This window comes from Paenibacillus sp. 10L310 (assembly GCF_056395745.1).
The window spans coordinates 105,987-121,447 of record NZ_JBFTKC010000003.1; the positions used below are offsets into that span (position 1 = coordinate 105,987).

Sequence of the window (15,461 nt, forward strand, 5' to 3'; positions counted from 1 at the left end):
ACTGAAAGCAAAAAGTAGCGGAGGAATGTAACAGATGAATACAAATCAGCGCCATAAACAGTCTTATCGTATCCCAGCCAAAACGGGATATGCCTTGAAAGTAAGCAAGGGTTCTTTACTACGCATAACTGATCTGGAGGGACAGCAAGTCATTGATTTTGTGGCATACGATGCTATGGATGCTAACCATCGCTTGGACCCCGGCGTGACAATGGATGTATTGCGCACTTACCGAATCAAACCGGGACAGTTTGTGTATTCCAATCAGTATCAACCTTTACTCAAGATTGTCCGTGACACCGTTGGGGTACATGATTTCTTCAACTCTGCTTGTCGACCAGAGATGTATGAGGTGTTATACGACAAAAAGGATCATGCCAGTTGTTATCACAACTTGAACACAGCACTAGAACCCTTCGGAATCTTACCGCCGGATCAACACTATCCATTTAACCTGTTTATGAAGTCCGTTGTAGACAGTGAAGGCAAGATTGATGTTGTAGCTCCCGACTCTCGTGCAGGTGATTATATCGAGATGGAGGCATTAATGGATCTCACAATTGGGCTCTCCGCCTGTCCTTGTGAAGAAAGCTCATGCAACGGATACAACTGCACCCCAATTCAATTGGATGTGGAACTATAACAGAATAACAAGGCCATAAGGCGATATGATTAAAAGTAGTTTGTTCTAATTCACTCCTTGCGGGAATACGATGACTTGTACCCATTTTCTGTGACAACTGGTACAATTCATCGAACCCGTTAAGGAGTGAACGTGTTTATGTCTGTACTGTTCAGTTATATCATTCTGGGAATATCATTGTCCGCTCCAATCGGTCCGATTAACGCCGCCCAACTCGACCGTGGAGCCCGCCACGGATTCATGCATGCTTGGATTCTAGGACTCGGAGCTATGTTTGCAGATTTGGTGTATATGCTGCTGATTTATTTTGGAGTTGCCCATTTTCTGGACACGCCGTTCATGCGCTCTTTTCTCTGGTCATTTGGCAGTTTTATTTTGATTTACACGGGAGTGGAAACGCTCTCGAAGCTAAAGCAAGGCATTCAAGGTACATCTACTGCGGAAGCAACTGTTCGAAAATCTTTTATTTCCGGATTTTTGATGGCCCTGTCCAATCCACTGAATATATTATTTTGGCTGGGGATCTATGGCTCTATTCTCGCGACAACTGTGAAGCATACGGATACTGCTCATTTGCTGCTCTACAGTTCAGGCATATTCATTGGTATTCTGGTGTGGGATGTCATTATGGCTGGCATGGCCAGTCGATTCCACAAACATAGCAGTGAGAATGTATTGCGCTGGATCTCTATCATTTCGGGAATCTGCCTGATCGGATTTGGTTTGTATTTTGGGTACGAAGCTGTACGTTCCATATTTTTCTGACAACAAAATCAGGCTGGACAGTCACCCAACTTCCCCGACATTAATACTGTAACGGTATCATGTGGAATGGAGTTGGGAATCAATGGCGGAGCTGTATAGTGCCGACGAAATAAACACCTTGTTTGAGCGTCTTCCATCTTGGCAGCAGGACGCTTATTCGCAATTTGGTAAAATGATCGCCGACGAAGATAATACGTATCCATGTGTACCTGGACGAATGGGATTTCTGTCAGGACATTTGAGGTACGGATTTACGTGTGACCCCCGATCTGAACATGCTGCCGAAGATATGGCCGATCTGCTTAGACAATATGGTCCTGTCTCCAGAGACACCGGTCATTACGCTTCGATGGTCGTGATCTGTGAGACACCAAGTGATCTGAAAGATCATACAACGGTAGAGCAATATCAGACGTTATTCTGGCAAATGCTTAATCGGGTAAGTTCACACGATACCGAGCCGTGGCCGGAACATATTTCAACCGATCCTCATGATTCATCATGGGAGTTTTGCTTTGGCGGAGAGCCTTACTTTTGTTTTTGTGCAACTCCTGCACATGAACTCCGAGCCAGCCGGCATTTTCCTTATCTCATGTTTGCTTTTCAACCACGGTGGGTATTCGAATCCATTAATGACAACACCCCTCTTGGCCGTAAAATGAAAACCTTAATTCGCAAACGTCTCGCTGCATATGATGCTGTACCTGCTCACCCTTCGCTGATGTGGTATGGTCAGCAGGATAATCTGGAATGGAAACAGTATTTCCTGCCTGATGATGAGCAGACACCTTCCAAATGTCCATTCATGCGGATGAAGCAAGCCTTAGGCAAGTTGACGAAATAATCTTAAAGCACTCATTAATCCGTTGTACGACCTCCACGAAAGTTGCTGAGAGTTGCTTATGGTTTGGATGGTGCTGACTGCGATGCTTTCGAGCCACGTACCTTATGAACAACATACGTGATGATCCCAAGGAACACCAATAGTCCCACACTTGCCAGCAGACCCGTTCTGCTGGCTTTTTCCATCGCTGTCCCAGCCACAGCAGCCACAATTAATACTATGGCAATCCACACTTTGATGCGATTCCACTTCACGGGCTTCATTTTTTTAATGTACGTGATACAGATGAGCAGCCATGTATACATTAATACCAGACTACCTGCTGTCGTCACATATTCAAACAAACTCTTGGGCATCCATAATGCCATCAACGTAGACAGGACTAATCCAGCCGCTGTACAACACAATGCCTGAAGTGGCATGTCCTTTTTTCCCCGGGTCTTCGTGAACAACTTTGGTGCATCTCCATCTTCCGCGAGTTTCACCAACATGGACGTAATGGCATATAACGAAGCCACCATTGTCGAGAATCCGGCTATAATCAGAATTCCGTTGAGAATGTGGACCACAACAGTGAATCCAATGGTTGACATGGCTTTGACAAGCGGACTTTCATCTGGAGTTAACTGAACTGAAGGCACAAGCAACAGGATCAACGCAATTGCAATCACATAGAGTGTACTCACCGTCAATAGCATTACTCGACCTGATTTCACTGCATCTTTTGGTTCTTTCAGGTTAGCTGCCATCAAACCCATAACCTCGATCCCGGCAAAAGCAAAGAATGCATAGATGAAACCGGTCCATACGCCTTTACCTCCATGCGGGAACCATTCATTCTTCAATTGCTCGGGTGTGACTTTTACAGGTAACCAACCCAGACAAGCCGCTCCTGCTATAGCTATAAATGCAACCGTTGCAGCAAGTTTGATTACAGCAAGAATATTCTCCGTTTTGGTTAATCCCTTCGCTCCCAGTGCAGCAATGAACAGACCTATAGCGGCATAGATCGCAACAAATGCCCATAGCGGAAACTTGGGAAACCAGAATTGAGAGAACAGCCCAAGTGCCGTTAATGAGCTGCCCATGATGAGCATTTCAGAGAACCAGTACATCCATCCACTACCAAAACCAGCCCAAGGTCCGAATGCTTCGCCCGCATACGTTCGAAAAGCGCCTTCCTTTGGATCTTCTGCGGTCATCTGAGCCAGCGCACCAAATACAAAGTAAGTACCTGCCGCAGCCAGCACCAACAATATAAGTACGGATATGCCGGCCCAATGAATCGCCAGACTGGTCCCTAGAAAAAATCCCGTTCCCAGTGTGCAACCCGCGCCAAACAAGGATAGGCTGACCCAACTTAGTTTTTCGTCGTCGTTTTTACGGTGTTGCTTACTTTTCATGAAGCTCCTCCTTCTGCCTTATCCCCTTACGATTTACAGGTCATGGAGGTTTTATGTCTGTATTACCAAAAGAATTATTATTAGTTTACATAATAATTAATATGTTAAAATTATTCTGATAATGAATTTAAGATGTATGCTTTTAGAGATTATTCATAAAGATATATTTTCAATTTGATTCAAACCCGCAAAAAAGTGGTTGACTTCAATCGCTTATAATGGTTTTCCTTTAAACTTGGTGGTGCGTCAATGTGGCTATATGAGAGATGGTAACTAAGGTGAGAAAATGATCTTTCTATTGTGAATTTTTCATATGTTGAAATATTATAACTCAGTCGTTATTTCTTTTAAATTGAACGTAGATTGCCTATTTTTCGTATTTTCTCAATATCTTCGTCGTTTTTTATAAATTTAGTCGCTTATAAGAAGGGATATTTCCTGGGATTTTTCCTCTTTCATCCTTTTTCACCCGTTTTCGGGCTAGGCTGACGTATAGACATTATTCCCTAAAATTTTTCGCAGCCCCTGATCCGAAAGTTGTTGTGAATTTTTCATATGTTGAAAATATTTTATGTTGGTCATAAAAAAGCCGCCATATGGCGGCTTCGCTAATATTTCTGTTTTAAGTCCGGCCAGTCCAATCTGCTCCGGCGATTTCTTCCCATCGTGCTCTAATTTCATCATACAATTCCTGTGGGAGTTGCCCTTTAGCCACAAGATCAGCATTTTGCTGCCAGCGATTGGGCTTGGCTGTTCCTACAATAGCTGTGTCTACACCTTCGGTACTTAGCGTAAAACGCAGTGCTGTTTCCACCGCTACCTGGGCATCTTCACCCAGAAAACCATAGTTCAGTTCACTTAAGCGCTTCCAGTATATAAATGGATAAGCCTCTTCTGAAAGTGTATCATACGTCCAGGCCGCATTGGCAATTGGTCTTTTGGCGATGACACCCATGTTTCTTTTTCTTGCCTCAGGCAACGTAAGATCAATTGCTTCCTGATCTGCGATATTTAATGAAGTCTCCAGGCTGTCAAATACTCCGGTCTGAATCGCATATAGCGCATCTGTTGTATCCCCACTGTATCCGATAAACCTGGTCCTACCTGATTCCTTGGCACGCTGTAGCACTTCGATCACTGCTCCTTGTCGGAGTACTTCTTCGGAGCAGCTATGCAAATGGATAACATCCACATAGTCCGTTTTCAGCCTTTTCAGACTACGGTCAATCGTTTGCTCCAGTACTTTGGCATCCCAATCCGGACCTTCGATCCCGGCAGCATGTCCACATTTGGTGAACAAATAGTAGTCATCACGCCGATGTGACAACACCTCGCCGATTAATTCTTCGCTGTCACCGTAACATTCAGCCGTGTCTATCACGTTTAATCCAGCATCCAGGGCACTATTCAGCAATGTTGCTACATCCGTTTTGGATACATTTTTGCCTATTTCCGCTCCGCCAAATCCAAGTGTACTTACGTTCATGCCAGTATTACCGTACTTGCGCGTTTCCATGGTTATCTTCCTCCAAGTTCAGTGAATTGGGTACAGATAAATAGAAATACAGATTAACTTCAACTTCCCTTATGTTATTACCCATGAGTTGGTTATGCCACCCACTTTTCCAAACTGCAACCAACTTCATTTACTTAGAAGCCATAAATGGACATTCCACCGTCAACCAATATCGTCTGACCAGTTATGTATCCCGCTGCATCTGATGCCAGGAATACAACCGGCCCTACCACTTCTTCCAGTTCTCCCACTCGCTGTAGCGGTGTACGACTTACAATTTCCTGCAAATAATGGGGATCATCCAGCAGCTTTTCAGTCAAAGGTGTTCGGAAATACCATGGCCCTACTGAATTGACACGGATTCCATACTTGCCCCATTCCAGTGCGAGAACTTTGGTCATATGAATTAATGCAGCTTTGGTCGCACCATATACAACCCCTGTCCGCAAAGCCGTATGCCCACCTACGGAAGAGATGTTAATGATCTTCCCAGTCCCACGTTCTTTCATATGCTGACCCGCCAATTGCGAAGCGAAGAAAGCCGATTTTAAGTTTGTCTGCATGATGGTCTCCCACTGCTCGTCTGTTACTTCAAGTGCTGGTGTCCGTATGTTCATACCTGCGTTATTCACCAGAATGTCCAGGCTACCCATCTCCGAGATCGCCTCTTGAAACGTCTCTTCCATTTGTTCTTTTGATGTCACATCCACAGTCAGAGCGAGCGCTTTACGCCCTGTCTGTTCATAGATGTAGGCTGCTGTCTCCTCAATTTCTTTCATCGTTCGGGATACAAGTACAACGTCACTGCCTGACTGGGCAAGTCCAATCGCAATTGCTTTTCCGATCCCTCTCCCTGCACCTGTCACCAGTGCTGTCTGTCCATCGAGATGGAATGTGGGTACGTTCATGTCACTCACTCCTTCATCAGATTTATAAGTTGAACTAAAGATTATTTACACTGACACTACGATGACAGAATAACCTTCCAATCGCTGTTATCCCCAGATTTTTTGATTCCCTTTTCTGAAGGGGAAAATCCGGGGATAGCGTATGCTTCCGATGCAGCTTTCTTTCAGAAAGCTTTTAGGCGAACGCTTCGCTTTTTCAGGTTTTTTCTGTCCTCTCCGTTATCGTGTAAATGATTAGTTCAACTTATATCGCAATCATGCAAATACTTCTATATGTAGGTAAACCCCGATGGGAATCAGGTTACAAAATACTGGCTTGGATTGCCCAGTTCCGGATGGATCTTTTCTCGAAAGCGGCCTCCGGTATAATCCCCTATAATTTTTCGCCAGAACGCCTGCGCAATAACATTGTTACGAACCTGGGTCACTTTCCATCTTCCTGGAAAACGTTTGAACAGCTCGTAGGCTGCCCGAGTGCCCACCCCACTGCGCCGATATTTTTGCATCACAAAAAACTCAGTCAAATAGTAGTCATTATCCTTACTACCAGGCTCCAATTTCTCCACCAGAGCAAACCCTGCAGGTGCCCCATCACTTGTAATCAAAAAAGGAAACTTGCGGTCCTTTTCTGCCCAGAATGCCTCCAGACCGGGATATTCCGGAAAAATGCCGTTACTGTCCACATCAATATTCAGGTATTTGGTAAAATCATATAAATAAAATTGCATTAAATGCCGAATCACCTGACTGCGTTCCCGGGGAACCAGTTCTATTTTCATATTCATCCGGTTCACCTCCTCTGCTTTACGTATACTAATTACTTTAAAGGTTTACGCGCCGAAGGGCAAGGAAGCATACCCTACTTACTGCCTGCTTTGGTGAACAAGCTGTGAGCATGTAAATTATGGTACACTAGAGCATAGAATACTATTAAATTGAACATTAATCTTATATGTTTTTCACATGGAGGTGTCGAACTTGACCAACGTGCAAAAAGAGATTGATCGACGCAAGCTGGATGACAAACTACCTTCCATGCCTTGGTTCGTTCAGCAATTCATGGACTACAAGCTGCCTGACCTGTCCCCCTCTACCCTGCTCGAATATCTGAGAGATTACGAAGCTTTCTTCGGATGGTTGCGAGCAGAAGGGTTGTCCGAGGCAAGCTCTAATAAAGAAGTTACCTTGACTGAACTGGAAGTCCTTCGCATGGATTCAGTTACCGCCTATCGGTTATTTCTCACAACCAAACGAGAAGGAACCAATTCCAGAATTACCGTCTCCCGCAAGCTCTCTTCCCTTCGCTCGCTTTTTCATTACCTGAGCCAAATTGCGGAAGATGAAGACTTCTATCCTTTGCTGAAGCGGAACATTATGGCCAAAATCGAGATCAAGCGTACCCATAAACCCAAGGACACCGCTGCCAAACTCAAAGGTAAAATCCTGGAGGAAGAGGAATTACTGGAATTTATCGGCTATATTCTTGAAGGTTACGCTGTCGATATGGAGAAGAACAAGCAGGCACTCTATTCCCATGAGCTCAACAAAGAACGGGACGCCTGCATTGCCAGCCTGATTCTAAATTCAGGTTTACGAGTGTCGGAAGTTGTGAACCTGAACGTCGATGATCTCGATCTGAACAACAAACTCCTGTATGTTTATCGCAAAGGTAACAATGATGAGACGTACAAAACACCCGTTTATTTCAGGGAACAGGCCAAGGACGAACTCGCAACTTATATGAACCTGCGGCAATCACGTTACCGCACGCCCAAGCGGGAGAAAGGTCTGTTCATTGCTTTGCGTAACGGAGATTCCGAAGGCAGTCGAATGACCAAAAGAGCGATCCAGGCCATGATTATGAAATATGCCAAGCGCTTTGGTAAACCCTACTTGACCGTGCACAAATTACGCCATTCATTCGCAACCGACTATTATTTGCAAAATGATATTTACAAAACAAAAGAGCAGCTTGGACACGCTTCTACGGAAACAACCGAGATCTATGCTCACCTTACCGACAAAACGATGTCCGAAGCCATTGAACGTCGTACCGACGAAGGGATGTAACATCCCGAACATAATAAAAGCAGCAAACCGCATCAAGGATTTCGATCCGAGAAAGGTCTGCTGCTTTTTTGTTTTTTTTGCATCATTCAAGGAGAAGAGCATAAGTAGAAATAATTATAGTTTACATAATAAATATTACGTTGTATTAAAAAGAATCAATCACGCTCTCTGTAAATTCAATCATATCCAGCGATCATAATATCCTACTTTTTTAACGTTTCTACGATTAGACTTCACCATTCTGCCTTCACTTGCTTTCAACCATCGCTAACAACGCTTTGGCTATATCCTCCGTTTCATGAACCGAGTACCATGTTATCTCTCTGCTTACGGCGCTCCGCTCTATAAACTGCTCTGAAGGTAGCCATGAGATTATACCCACTACCCCTTCAAGCTGATCAACCAAGGTCAGATCTTTCTCTTCTCGAACCATCACAAATTTGGGATAAGAAACATTCTTGAATCCTTCAACAACAATCCAATCATAATCCGATAGATAGCTCAGCATATCCTCCAGCTTGGTTGCCTGTCGCTCCATAATCGCAGTACGTTTCTCTGACATGATAACCACCGCCGAAGCCCCAGACTCTCCAAATCGATAAGAATCCGTTCCTTCTTGATCCATCTCAAAATGGTCATGTCCATCATGCTTAATTGCTGCTACTTTAAGTCCCATAGAAGAAAAGTGCCCGATCAGCGCGGCTGTCAGGGTTGTCTTACCCGTGTTTTTGTATCCAACAATCTGTATGATATGTGGCTTTGTATCACTCATTGTAGTCATCTACCACTACCTCACATGACCTGAGGGCAGTTTGAGAATACGTACCTGCTCACCCGCAGGAATGCCTTTTTTCTCAGGTGGAACAACAATCAGGCAATCACTGTCCTTAATGGTGATCATCACGCTGGATTCATCTACACGGGCGGCAGCCGGTATCGCGTACACCATGCCGTTGCGGATCTCTGTGCGTCCACGGACGAACCGTGTGAAATTATTAACTTTGGTGTACTCTTCTTCCAAGATCGCAGTCCATTCTTCCATATAAGGATGAGCATCCGCCTGCATGGAACGAATGGTTGGACGAACAAACAGACCAAAACCTACAAAACAAGCCCCCGGGTTACCCGAAAGTGCAAAAAGCAATTTATCTTTATATATAGCAGCTGTGGTCACACTGCCTGGTCGCATCGTCACTTTGTTAAACAACATCTCCACATGTTCTTCCAGCACAAGTTCACCCATAATATCATAATCCCCGACGGATACTCCGCCTGTGGTCACCACAATATCATTATCTTGAATGGCTTCTTCCAGTTTGGCCCTTGCCGTATTCACATCGTCTGCAATAGAACCGTACATCACAGGCTCTCCACCTGCCTCAACAACCAGAGAGCGCAGCATGTAACTGTTGCTATTCCGAATCCGACCTGGTTGTAATGGCTCTTCTACATCAAGCAATTCCGTGCCGGTTGCGAATATCGCCACCTTTGGACGTTGAAATACGGGAACTTCTGCTATACCAAAAGTAGCTAACACGGACTGCTCTCCTGCCCTGATGATCGTTCCTGCTTCGAGCAGTTGCTGTCCCTCTTGGACTTCCAGTCCGATTGGGGTGATGTTAGCACCCGACAATATGTGCCGTTTCAATGCAATCCACTGTTCTCCGTCCTCTACCTTGCTCTCGGTCATCTCCATCATGACCACCGCATCCGCACCTTCCGGAACCTGTGCACCGGTCATGATGCGAGCCGTCGTACCTGAAACAATGGTGTGATCCGAAGTGTAGCCGCAAGGAATTTCATCAATGACTCGAAACCAAACTTGATGATCACTCGATGCATCTATGGTATCTGTACTGATAATCGCGAATCCATCCATACCCGATCTTCGGAAAAATGGATACGGATGGGGTGCCTGAATCGTCTCTGCAAGTGTGCGGCCATGAGCAGATTCAAGATGAACTTTCTCTATGGAGCCTACAGTAACTCTTGCAGCTATTTTGGCCTGGGCATCCGGTACCTGTACAGCTGTACGATTGAATTTGGCAGTTGTCATATCATGTGAATGTGAGTTCATTTTCAAAAGTATTCTTACCTCCTAAAGACTATCATCCTTTAAGAAAGTGTAGCCCGAATACTGTAAGATAACAAGTACATCACTTATTGATCCTGTGACAAATCTTATTTCTTACAGGTGTAACATTCCTTGACCTATGTTCAACATGAAAGGCATCTTGTCTGCCCATAATATAAGTGACAAAGGGAGGCGATAATCATGAGTAATCGATGTGAATTATGCGAAAGAGAACCTGTGAATACGACCATTCATCATCTGACACCCAAAGAAATGGGCGGAACATTTCTACCAACGGCCAACCTGTGCATCCCCTGTCACAAACAGATTCATTCGCTATACACCAATCGCGACATTGTAACCCTTGGTCTCACTGATCTGCAATCCTTGAGACAGGATGAACGAATGATTCCATTTATCCGCTGGATTCGCAAACAACCTGCTACAACGATTCCCCGCGTACGCAAGTCCAATCATGTTCGCAAATCGTAAACCAAAAAGAACAGTTCCAAGGTAAATGCGCGGATAGAGATAAATCAGTCATACCTTTTCCTGTTCTTTTTGGATTGAACTATATGTTGGGCAGCCAAGCTTATAATTGAATCATTATCTACGCCTCTTAATTCGGCCGCCGCCCACTCTGGTTTTTGGTTTTTTGTAGGATTTCTTAGGTGAATCAAACAACCCACCACTGCTCTTGTTGCGATCAATGGTTCCCTTGCTCTGATCCTTGTTGCGGTTGAATAATCCTCCGCCAGATCCCACGCTTGAATCTTTATCGCTTCCGCGCCTTGTAATCGTACCTTTCCGTTCAACAGTAATAGGTGGAGCAAGCTTCTTGTCATTACTTGTTGGTGCACGATAAGACCCTGCACTCGGTTTATACGTATCTTTATTGGTATATCCTCGATAGTTGCCATAACCTCGCCCGCCAAAAGAATCGAACAGATTACCAATTAATGTAGCGGTGAGGTAACCTTGTAAAAAAGATGAATCGTAGTTCTGCCGAACATATTCCTTGGAGTCCACCTCAACCAAGGTATCCTCCGGCTTGCTCGGGTCTTGTTGCAGGTGATAATACTCGTCCTGATACACGAGGAACATACGCTCTGTGTTCTCTGCCGAGATTTGATCCGGTTGCCGCTGGTCAGACAATTCCTGAGCCACTTCCGGAACGGTACGGTCCGAAGCCCGGTACACATAGGACGTTGAGTTACCACTGCCGTTAACCGATTCAAGCGGATATGTGTCCTGAACAGAAGGTGCTGCTCCGCACGCGGACAACAGAGACATGACAAGGCTGAGGACCAGCATTAATTTTAATCCATGTGCCAAGCGTTTTTTCATTGGAACCTCTCCTAGCTCGAACGAATCACTTTGATATCCGCAGGAAGAATGGACTCACCCTCATACAGTGTAAATCTTCTGTCTTGCCACTCCACGCGAAGAAGCATATTATCATCCGACTGATACTGCCATACCAATTGTTCTCCAGCCTGGCCATATGGAGTTCTACCTGCCGTTGATACCATGCCTCCATACTCTTCCTCCAGATGATATGCGCGTCCATCCAGATCCAGCAATGTAGGCACCTCATCAGGTGCATCAAGCCTGCCATCAATTGGTGTATATAGGGCGTAACGTGTGAGTTCCCGTTCTTCGATATGCAAATATCGAAATGCGGTACCATCCTGCAATGTGAGCACAACTGCATTTCGAGCACGATTTTGCACCCGACCAACGACTTCATAAGTGACCAGAGAAACCTCACAGATATCACCAGGTGCAAGCTGAAGCATCGTTTTCTCTGCCTGCGGTGGTTCAGGTTTCGTTAGTATTCCTTTAATTCGTTTCCATACACTCATGAGAATTACTCCTGTTCCTTATCTTATAAACAAGCTGCAATAATCAGTGCGCCCACGATATGTAAAGCGCCAGAGAACAACCCGTACCCTGTCTTCCCTTGCTGAATTCCCGTATCCAGATCCAGATTGGCCCATTTGCGAATCATAAAGTGTACAACACTCTCCAAAATCAACAAAATGATAAAGGATACAACGGAGACCAGCAGTGCTTCTCCCAGGTGACCGGCCGTAGAAATGGACGTAGCGAGTACATATCCTTGTGCAAATAATTTCATAACCATACGTGTAGTAACGGCCATATTGCCAGCCTTAACTTCAGCAAAATCCTTATATTTCGTGAACAGTGAATCAACATACATCAGGACAAACAGCAAAACCGAACCAGATCCGGTCCAGACCAGCATCGCCAAAATGTTCAAATCCATTTACACAGCCCCCACATATCAACATGAACCGCATTTAAAAGCGAAGGAGAAATACTCTTCTCCTCCGCTGGTTAACCCTGCTGACAACCAAGGTATTAGTTCTTATTATCGTACTGTTTCATCAATGCTGCGAGTTCGTCTTCAACAGCCTGATCTTTACCCAACTTCTCGAACTCTTCATCCAAAGATTTTCCTTTGGAAGACATTTCGTTACTTGCTTCGGCCTGTGCTTCCATCTGCATCATTTTCTCTTCCATACGCTTCATACCAGCACTTGCAGTATCAGAGCCAAACCCATTCAACGCTTTGTTGATTTCCGTTTGGGCTTTTGCTGCATTATAACGGGCTACCAGTGTTTCACGTTTGTTCTTCATTTGAGTCAACTGCTTACGCATTTCGTCAAGCTTGCCACGCAGGTTATCTGCAGAAGCCTTGTTTTGGTCATAGCTGGTTTTGTACTCAGCCATCTTCTCTTCAGCAGCCTTTTTCTCTTCCAGGGCACGTCGAGCCAAATCCAGATTCTGAGCACGTGCCGCCGTATGCGCCTGCTCTTCACGTTTCTTCACAAGAGCTTCCTGCTCTTCGAATAACTGCTTGAATTTCTTCTCAATGGCGATCTGTTGAGCTACTGCTTTCTCCGCATCTTCCAGATCCTCTTGCATGTCACGGATATATTGGTCCGTCATCTTGATTGGATCTTCCGCCTTGTCAATAATGGCGTTGATGTTAGACATAGTTAGATCACGCAAACGTTTGAAAATGGACATTATGTTATTCCTCCTAGTCGATATTACATCGTATATAAACATACATACGTAATAATCTACAACTCGTTTCAATTTTAGCAAATAAAATCAAAACATTCGATGGCTCTTATGTCAGGAAGATCGTTTATCTTTGTTCAGATGATCCTCCATCAACCTCTCTGCAGTCTGCACGATTTCGTCGATCTGCATCCGCGTGATGGAATCAAAATGGATACCCATGATCACCGTAACGGTTACTTTCAGTTGCAAGGCAGCCTTTCGGGCAAGCCGCTCACACAGCTCTTGTTCTTTATGCCCAGGAATATGGACTGTCGTCCCGCTTACGCGCTCATGATCCACGTAGAACGTGGCTACGGCGCCAATATGCGCCTTTCCTCCGGTAACGAGAAAAACCTTATCTTCTCCTGCTTCAATCACCTGTAAACGTATGGATTTCAAATCATATGTACTCATACCCATCCACCTATCCTTTTCTATATGTTATATATGGAGGAATTATGGCTGTCATAAGATAAATCCGCAATGAAACTTCTCACACTACGCATATTTTATGGAACCCCCGGGCATACCAAGGAGAACGTCATTTTGGAAAAGGAGGCCGTTTATTATGCGCGTACGCCTCATTATGCTGATGGTTATCGTTATTTTTCTCGGGGGATCTCATGCTCCAGTTTCATCGCAGGATGTTTCAAGCCCGCCAAGTGAATCAGTATCAGGTTCGGATTCTGCGGAAGAAGAACAACTGACATTGGGACAATTACGTCAAAAATATGCCGATACGTTCAAAACCAATGGTCCTTCAACCAAGAAGGTTGCACTGACTTTTGATGATGTACCTGATCCACGATTTACTCCACAAGTACTGGATGTATTGAAGAAATACAATGTCAGAGCTACATTCTTCATCGTGGGTAGTCGTGCTGAGAAACATCCGGATCTGGTGAAACGCATCGTTAAGGAAGGGCATATGGTTGGTAATCACAGCTACAATCATCCTGAATTCAGTAAGCTGTCGATGAATGCCTTTCGCAAACAAATTTTACATACCGGGGATATTATTCAACGTTTGGCGGGTTATACGCCTAAGATGATTCGGCCACCTTATGGAGACATTAATGAAGAACAGCTGAGATGGGCTGCCAAACAACACTATAGCATTGTGAACTGGAACGTAGACTCCCTGGACTGGAAAGGCCTTTCAAAGGAACAGGTGAAAGATAACATCCTGTCTGCCGTGAAACCTGGCTCCATCGTTCTGCAACATGCTGGAGGCGGTGTAGGGTCAAACCTGAACGGCACGATTGAGGCTTTGCCTGAAATTATTGAGGAACTACGTAATCGGGGATATGAACTGGTCACCTTGGACGAAATGCTGGGATTGCCCAAGGCCAAAGATTAAGATGACCGTGGTAGAAATAAATGAGAATATTAAAAGGGTGCTGTTCAATCGCGGATTAGCAACTGGCAGACACCCTGTTTGAATTCATTTTAAATGTTATTTTCTCTCTACTTCAGAATGTACAGCTCGATATCCTGAAAACCAAATGAACTTACAGACTGTTTGCTACCCGGGATAAAGATATCAATCCGGTGACCTTTGATTGCACCGCCCACATCCCGCGCTGTGGCTACAAAAGCCTGTTTTGGCAATCCTGGATGGCTGTGACCAGTTACCAGTACTTTAGTTCCAAGTGGAATCACACTTGGATCAACTGCAATCGTACCCAGTTCAAGGTCATTTCCGAAATAATCGACTGCACCCCAGCCTCCATTTTCAGACGGATCTGCAGAGTATGCCGTTGCTTTTACGTTCACAGCTTTGCTGTAATCGAATGTCTTACCCCAGGCTTGAACCACTTTGTTATCTGCGTTGACGTCCAAGCTTGCTGTAGTAACAGTCTTCGCTTGGGTCTTGCTCTCCGTTGCCGCAGCGGCTGCTACATTGTTTGCCTTACCGGGAATCGTAATTTTCAAACCACCATAAATGTTGTAAGGTGAAATGTCGTTGTTTGCTTTAATTAACGTGTTGAGTGCTACTCCATATTGTTTTGATAAGGTGTAGAAGGTATCCCCTTCTTTGGCCACATGAACTGAATCGGCGTGAGCCGGAACGGCTTGAATGAGCATTGCTGTTGTCATTAATGCTACTGCTGTTTTGGCTATACGTTTCTTGTTAATCAT

18 protein-coding genes are annotated in these 15,461 nt (G+C 44.8%); 6 read left to right on the top strand and 12 right to left on the bottom strand.

Annotated elements, in window-relative coordinates:
- Positions 1 to 34 precede the first annotated feature (34 nt).
- The 3 genes from AC1DE7_RS09445 (at position 35) to AC1DE7_RS09455 (ending at position 2,252) form a co-directional block, all read left to right on the top strand.
- The gene (locus tag AC1DE7_RS09445) at positions 35 to 643 is read left to right on the top strand and encodes a DUF1989 domain-containing protein (protein WP_076317642.1); all 609 of its coding nucleotides are present in this window, start codon (positions 35 to 37) and stop codon (positions 641 to 643) included.
- Between the two features lie 138 nt (positions 644 to 781).
- A complete protein-coding gene (locus AC1DE7_RS09450; protein ID WP_017688112.1) occupies positions 782 to 1,408 on the top strand; it encodes a LysE family translocator in 627 nt (208 codons plus the stop codon).
- A gap of 82 nt (positions 1,409 to 1,490) precedes the next feature.
- Positions 1,491 to 2,252, top strand: coding sequence for a YqcI/YcgG family protein (locus AC1DE7_RS09455; RefSeq protein WP_036613709.1), 762 nt, complete (start codon positions 1,491 to 1,493; stop codon positions 2,250 to 2,252).
- 56 nt (positions 2,253 to 2,308) lie between these two features.
- On the opposite strand, the gene AC1DE7_RS09460 is transcribed toward AC1DE7_RS09455, so the two are convergent.
- The 4 genes from AC1DE7_RS09460 to AC1DE7_RS09475 form a co-directional block, all read right to left on the bottom strand.
- Positions 2,309 to 3,655: an amino acid permease gene (locus AC1DE7_RS09460; RefSeq protein WP_477534227.1), complete on the bottom strand. Its 1,347-nt coding sequence runs from the start codon at positions 3,653 to 3,655 to the stop codon at positions 2,309 to 2,311.
- 622 nt (positions 3,656 to 4,277) lie between these two features.
- Positions 4,278 to 5,171, bottom strand: coding sequence for an aldo/keto reductase (locus AC1DE7_RS09465; protein ID WP_477534228.1), 894 nt, complete (start codon positions 5,169 to 5,171; stop codon positions 4,278 to 4,280).
- A 134-nt stretch (positions 5,172 to 5,305) separates the two neighbouring features.
- Positions 5,306 to 6,079: an SDR family NAD(P)-dependent oxidoreductase gene (locus AC1DE7_RS09470; RefSeq protein WP_477534229.1), complete on the bottom strand. Its 774-nt coding sequence runs from the start codon at positions 6,077 to 6,079 to the stop codon at positions 5,306 to 5,308.
- Between the two features lie 296 nt (positions 6,080 to 6,375).
- A complete protein-coding gene (locus AC1DE7_RS09475; RefSeq protein ID WP_477534230.1) occupies positions 6,376 to 6,864 on the bottom strand; it encodes a GNAT family N-acetyltransferase in 489 nt (162 codons plus the stop codon).
- Positions 6,865 to 7,042: 178 nt separating this feature from the next.
- On the opposite strand from AC1DE7_RS09475, the gene xerS reads away from it, so the two are divergent.
- Positions 7,043 to 8,149 carry a tyrosine recombinase XerS gene (xerS, locus tag AC1DE7_RS09480; RefSeq protein ID WP_477534231.1) on the top strand — a complete coding sequence of 369 codons (1,107 nt, stop codon included), beginning with the start codon at positions 7,043 to 7,045 and terminating at the stop codon, positions 8,147 to 8,149.
- 247 nt (positions 8,150 to 8,396) lie between these two features.
- Here the strand turns inward: xerS and mobB are convergent, their stop codons facing one another.
- On the bottom strand, positions 8,397 to 8,930 hold the full coding sequence (gene mobB, locus AC1DE7_RS09485; RefSeq protein ID WP_051449961.1) for a molybdopterin-guanine dinucleotide biosynthesis protein B: 534 nt from the start codon (positions 8,928 to 8,930) through the stop codon (positions 8,397 to 8,399).
- Between the two features lie 6 nt (positions 8,931 to 8,936).
- Positions 8,937 to 10,226, bottom strand: coding sequence for a molybdopterin molybdotransferase MoeA (locus tag AC1DE7_RS09490; protein ID WP_338708969.1), 1,290 nt, complete (start codon positions 10,224 to 10,226; stop codon positions 8,937 to 8,939).
- Positions 10,227 to 10,424: 198 nt separating this feature from the next.
- Between AC1DE7_RS09490 and AC1DE7_RS09495 the strand changes: the two genes are divergently transcribed.
- A complete protein-coding gene (locus AC1DE7_RS09495) occupies positions 10,425 to 10,715 on the top strand; it encodes an HNH endonuclease (protein WP_156946171.1) in 291 nt (96 codons plus the stop codon).
- Positions 10,716 to 10,829: 114 nt separating this feature from the next.
- On the opposite strand, the gene AC1DE7_RS09500 is transcribed toward AC1DE7_RS09495, so the two are convergent.
- The 5 genes from AC1DE7_RS09500 to lpdD form a co-directional block, all read right to left on the bottom strand.
- Complete coding sequence (locus AC1DE7_RS09500; protein WP_477534232.1) at positions 10,830 to 11,570, bottom strand: DUF4247 domain-containing protein; 741 nt, start codon at positions 11,568 to 11,570, stop codon at positions 10,830 to 10,832.
- Positions 11,571 to 11,581: 11 nt separating this feature from the next.
- Positions 11,582 to 12,088, bottom strand: coding sequence for a DUF4178 domain-containing protein (locus AC1DE7_RS09505; RefSeq protein ID WP_076317633.1), 507 nt, complete (start codon positions 12,086 to 12,088; stop codon positions 11,582 to 11,584).
- Positions 12,089 to 12,111: 23 nt separating this feature from the next.
- Positions 12,112 to 12,513, bottom strand: a complete 402-nt coding sequence (locus tag AC1DE7_RS09510; protein ID WP_036613690.1) for a DUF350 domain-containing protein — start codon at positions 12,511 to 12,513, stop codon at positions 12,112 to 12,114.
- 95 nt (positions 12,514 to 12,608) lie between these two features.
- Complete coding sequence (locus AC1DE7_RS09515) at positions 12,609 to 13,280, bottom strand: PspA/IM30 family protein (protein WP_076210133.1); 672 nt, start codon at positions 13,278 to 13,280, stop codon at positions 12,609 to 12,611.
- 111 nt (positions 13,281 to 13,391) lie between these two features.
- The gene (lpdD, locus tag AC1DE7_RS09520; protein WP_051447323.1) at positions 13,392 to 13,733 is read right to left on the bottom strand and encodes a prenylated flavin chaperone LpdD; all 342 of its coding nucleotides are present in this window, start codon (positions 13,731 to 13,733) and stop codon (positions 13,392 to 13,394) included.
- 154 nt (positions 13,734 to 13,887) lie between these two features.
- Here lpdD and AC1DE7_RS09525 point away from each other — a divergent pair, with 154 nt between their 5' ends.
- The gene (locus AC1DE7_RS09525) at positions 13,888 to 14,679 is read left to right on the top strand and encodes a polysaccharide deacetylase family protein (RefSeq protein WP_405157366.1); all 792 of its coding nucleotides are present in this window, start codon (positions 13,888 to 13,890) and stop codon (positions 14,677 to 14,679) included.
- A 107-nt stretch (positions 14,680 to 14,786) separates the two neighbouring features.
- Here the strand turns inward: AC1DE7_RS09525 and AC1DE7_RS09530 are convergent, their stop codons facing one another.
- Complete coding sequence (locus AC1DE7_RS09530; RefSeq protein WP_477534233.1) at positions 14,787 to 15,461, bottom strand: 3D domain-containing protein; 675 nt, start codon at positions 15,459 to 15,461, stop codon at positions 14,787 to 14,789.

Coding starts and splice junctions, on each gene's coding strand:
- AC1DE7_RS09465 (WP_477534228.1), bottom strand. CDS start 5,171: ATGGAAACGCGCAAGTACGGTAATACTGGCATGAACGTAAGTACACTT.
- AC1DE7_RS09450 (WP_017688112.1), top strand. CDS start 782: ATGTCTGTACTGTTCAGTTATATCATTCTGGGAATATCATTGTCCGCT.
- AC1DE7_RS09490 (WP_338708969.1), bottom strand. CDS start 10,226: ATGAACTCACATTCACATGATATGACAACTGCCAAATTCAATCGTACA.
- AC1DE7_RS09460 (WP_477534227.1), bottom strand. CDS start 3,655: ATGAAAAGTAAGCAACACCGTAAAAACGACGACGAAAAACTAAGTTGG.
- AC1DE7_RS09525 (WP_405157366.1), top strand. CDS start 13,888: ATGCGCGTACGCCTCATTATGCTGATGGTTATCGTTATTTTTCTCGGG.
- mobB (WP_051449961.1), bottom strand. CDS start 8,930: ATGACTACAATGAGTGATACAAAGCCACATATCATACAGATTGTTGGA.
- AC1DE7_RS09495 (WP_156946171.1), top strand. CDS start 10,425: ATGAGTAATCGATGTGAATTATGCGAAAGAGAACCTGTGAATACGACC.
- AC1DE7_RS09500 (WP_477534232.1), bottom strand. CDS start 11,570: ATGAAAAAACGCTTGGCACATGGATTAAAATTAATGCTGGTCCTCAGC.
- xerS (WP_477534231.1), top strand. CDS start 7,043: ATGGAGGTGTCGAACTTGACCAACGTGCAAAAAGAGATTGATCGACGC.
- AC1DE7_RS09530 (WP_477534233.1), bottom strand. CDS start 15,461: ATGATTAACAAGAAACGTATAGCCAAAACAGCAGTAGCATTAATGACA.
- lpdD (WP_051447323.1), bottom strand. CDS start 13,733: ATGAGTACATATGATTTGAAATCCATACGTTTACAGGTGATTGAAGCA.
- AC1DE7_RS09475 (WP_477534230.1), bottom strand. CDS start 6,864: ATGAATATGAAAATAGAACTGGTTCCCCGGGAACGCAGTCAGGTGATT.
- AC1DE7_RS09445 (WP_076317642.1), top strand. CDS start 35: ATGAATACAAATCAGCGCCATAAACAGTCTTATCGTATCCCAGCCAAA.
- AC1DE7_RS09510 (WP_036613690.1), bottom strand. CDS start 12,513: ATGGATTTGAACATTTTGGCGATGCTGGTCTGGACCGGATCTGGTTCG.
- AC1DE7_RS09505 (WP_076317633.1), bottom strand. CDS start 12,088: ATGAGTGTATGGAAACGAATTAAAGGAATACTAACGAAACCTGAACCA.
- AC1DE7_RS09455 (WP_036613709.1), top strand. CDS start 1,491: ATGGCGGAGCTGTATAGTGCCGACGAAATAAACACCTTGTTTGAGCGT.
- AC1DE7_RS09470 (WP_477534229.1), bottom strand. CDS start 6,079: ATGAACGTACCCACATTCCATCTCGATGGACAGACAGCACTGGTGACA.
- AC1DE7_RS09515 (WP_076210133.1), bottom strand. CDS start 13,280: ATGTCCATTTTCAAACGTTTGCGTGATCTAACTATGTCTAACATCAAC.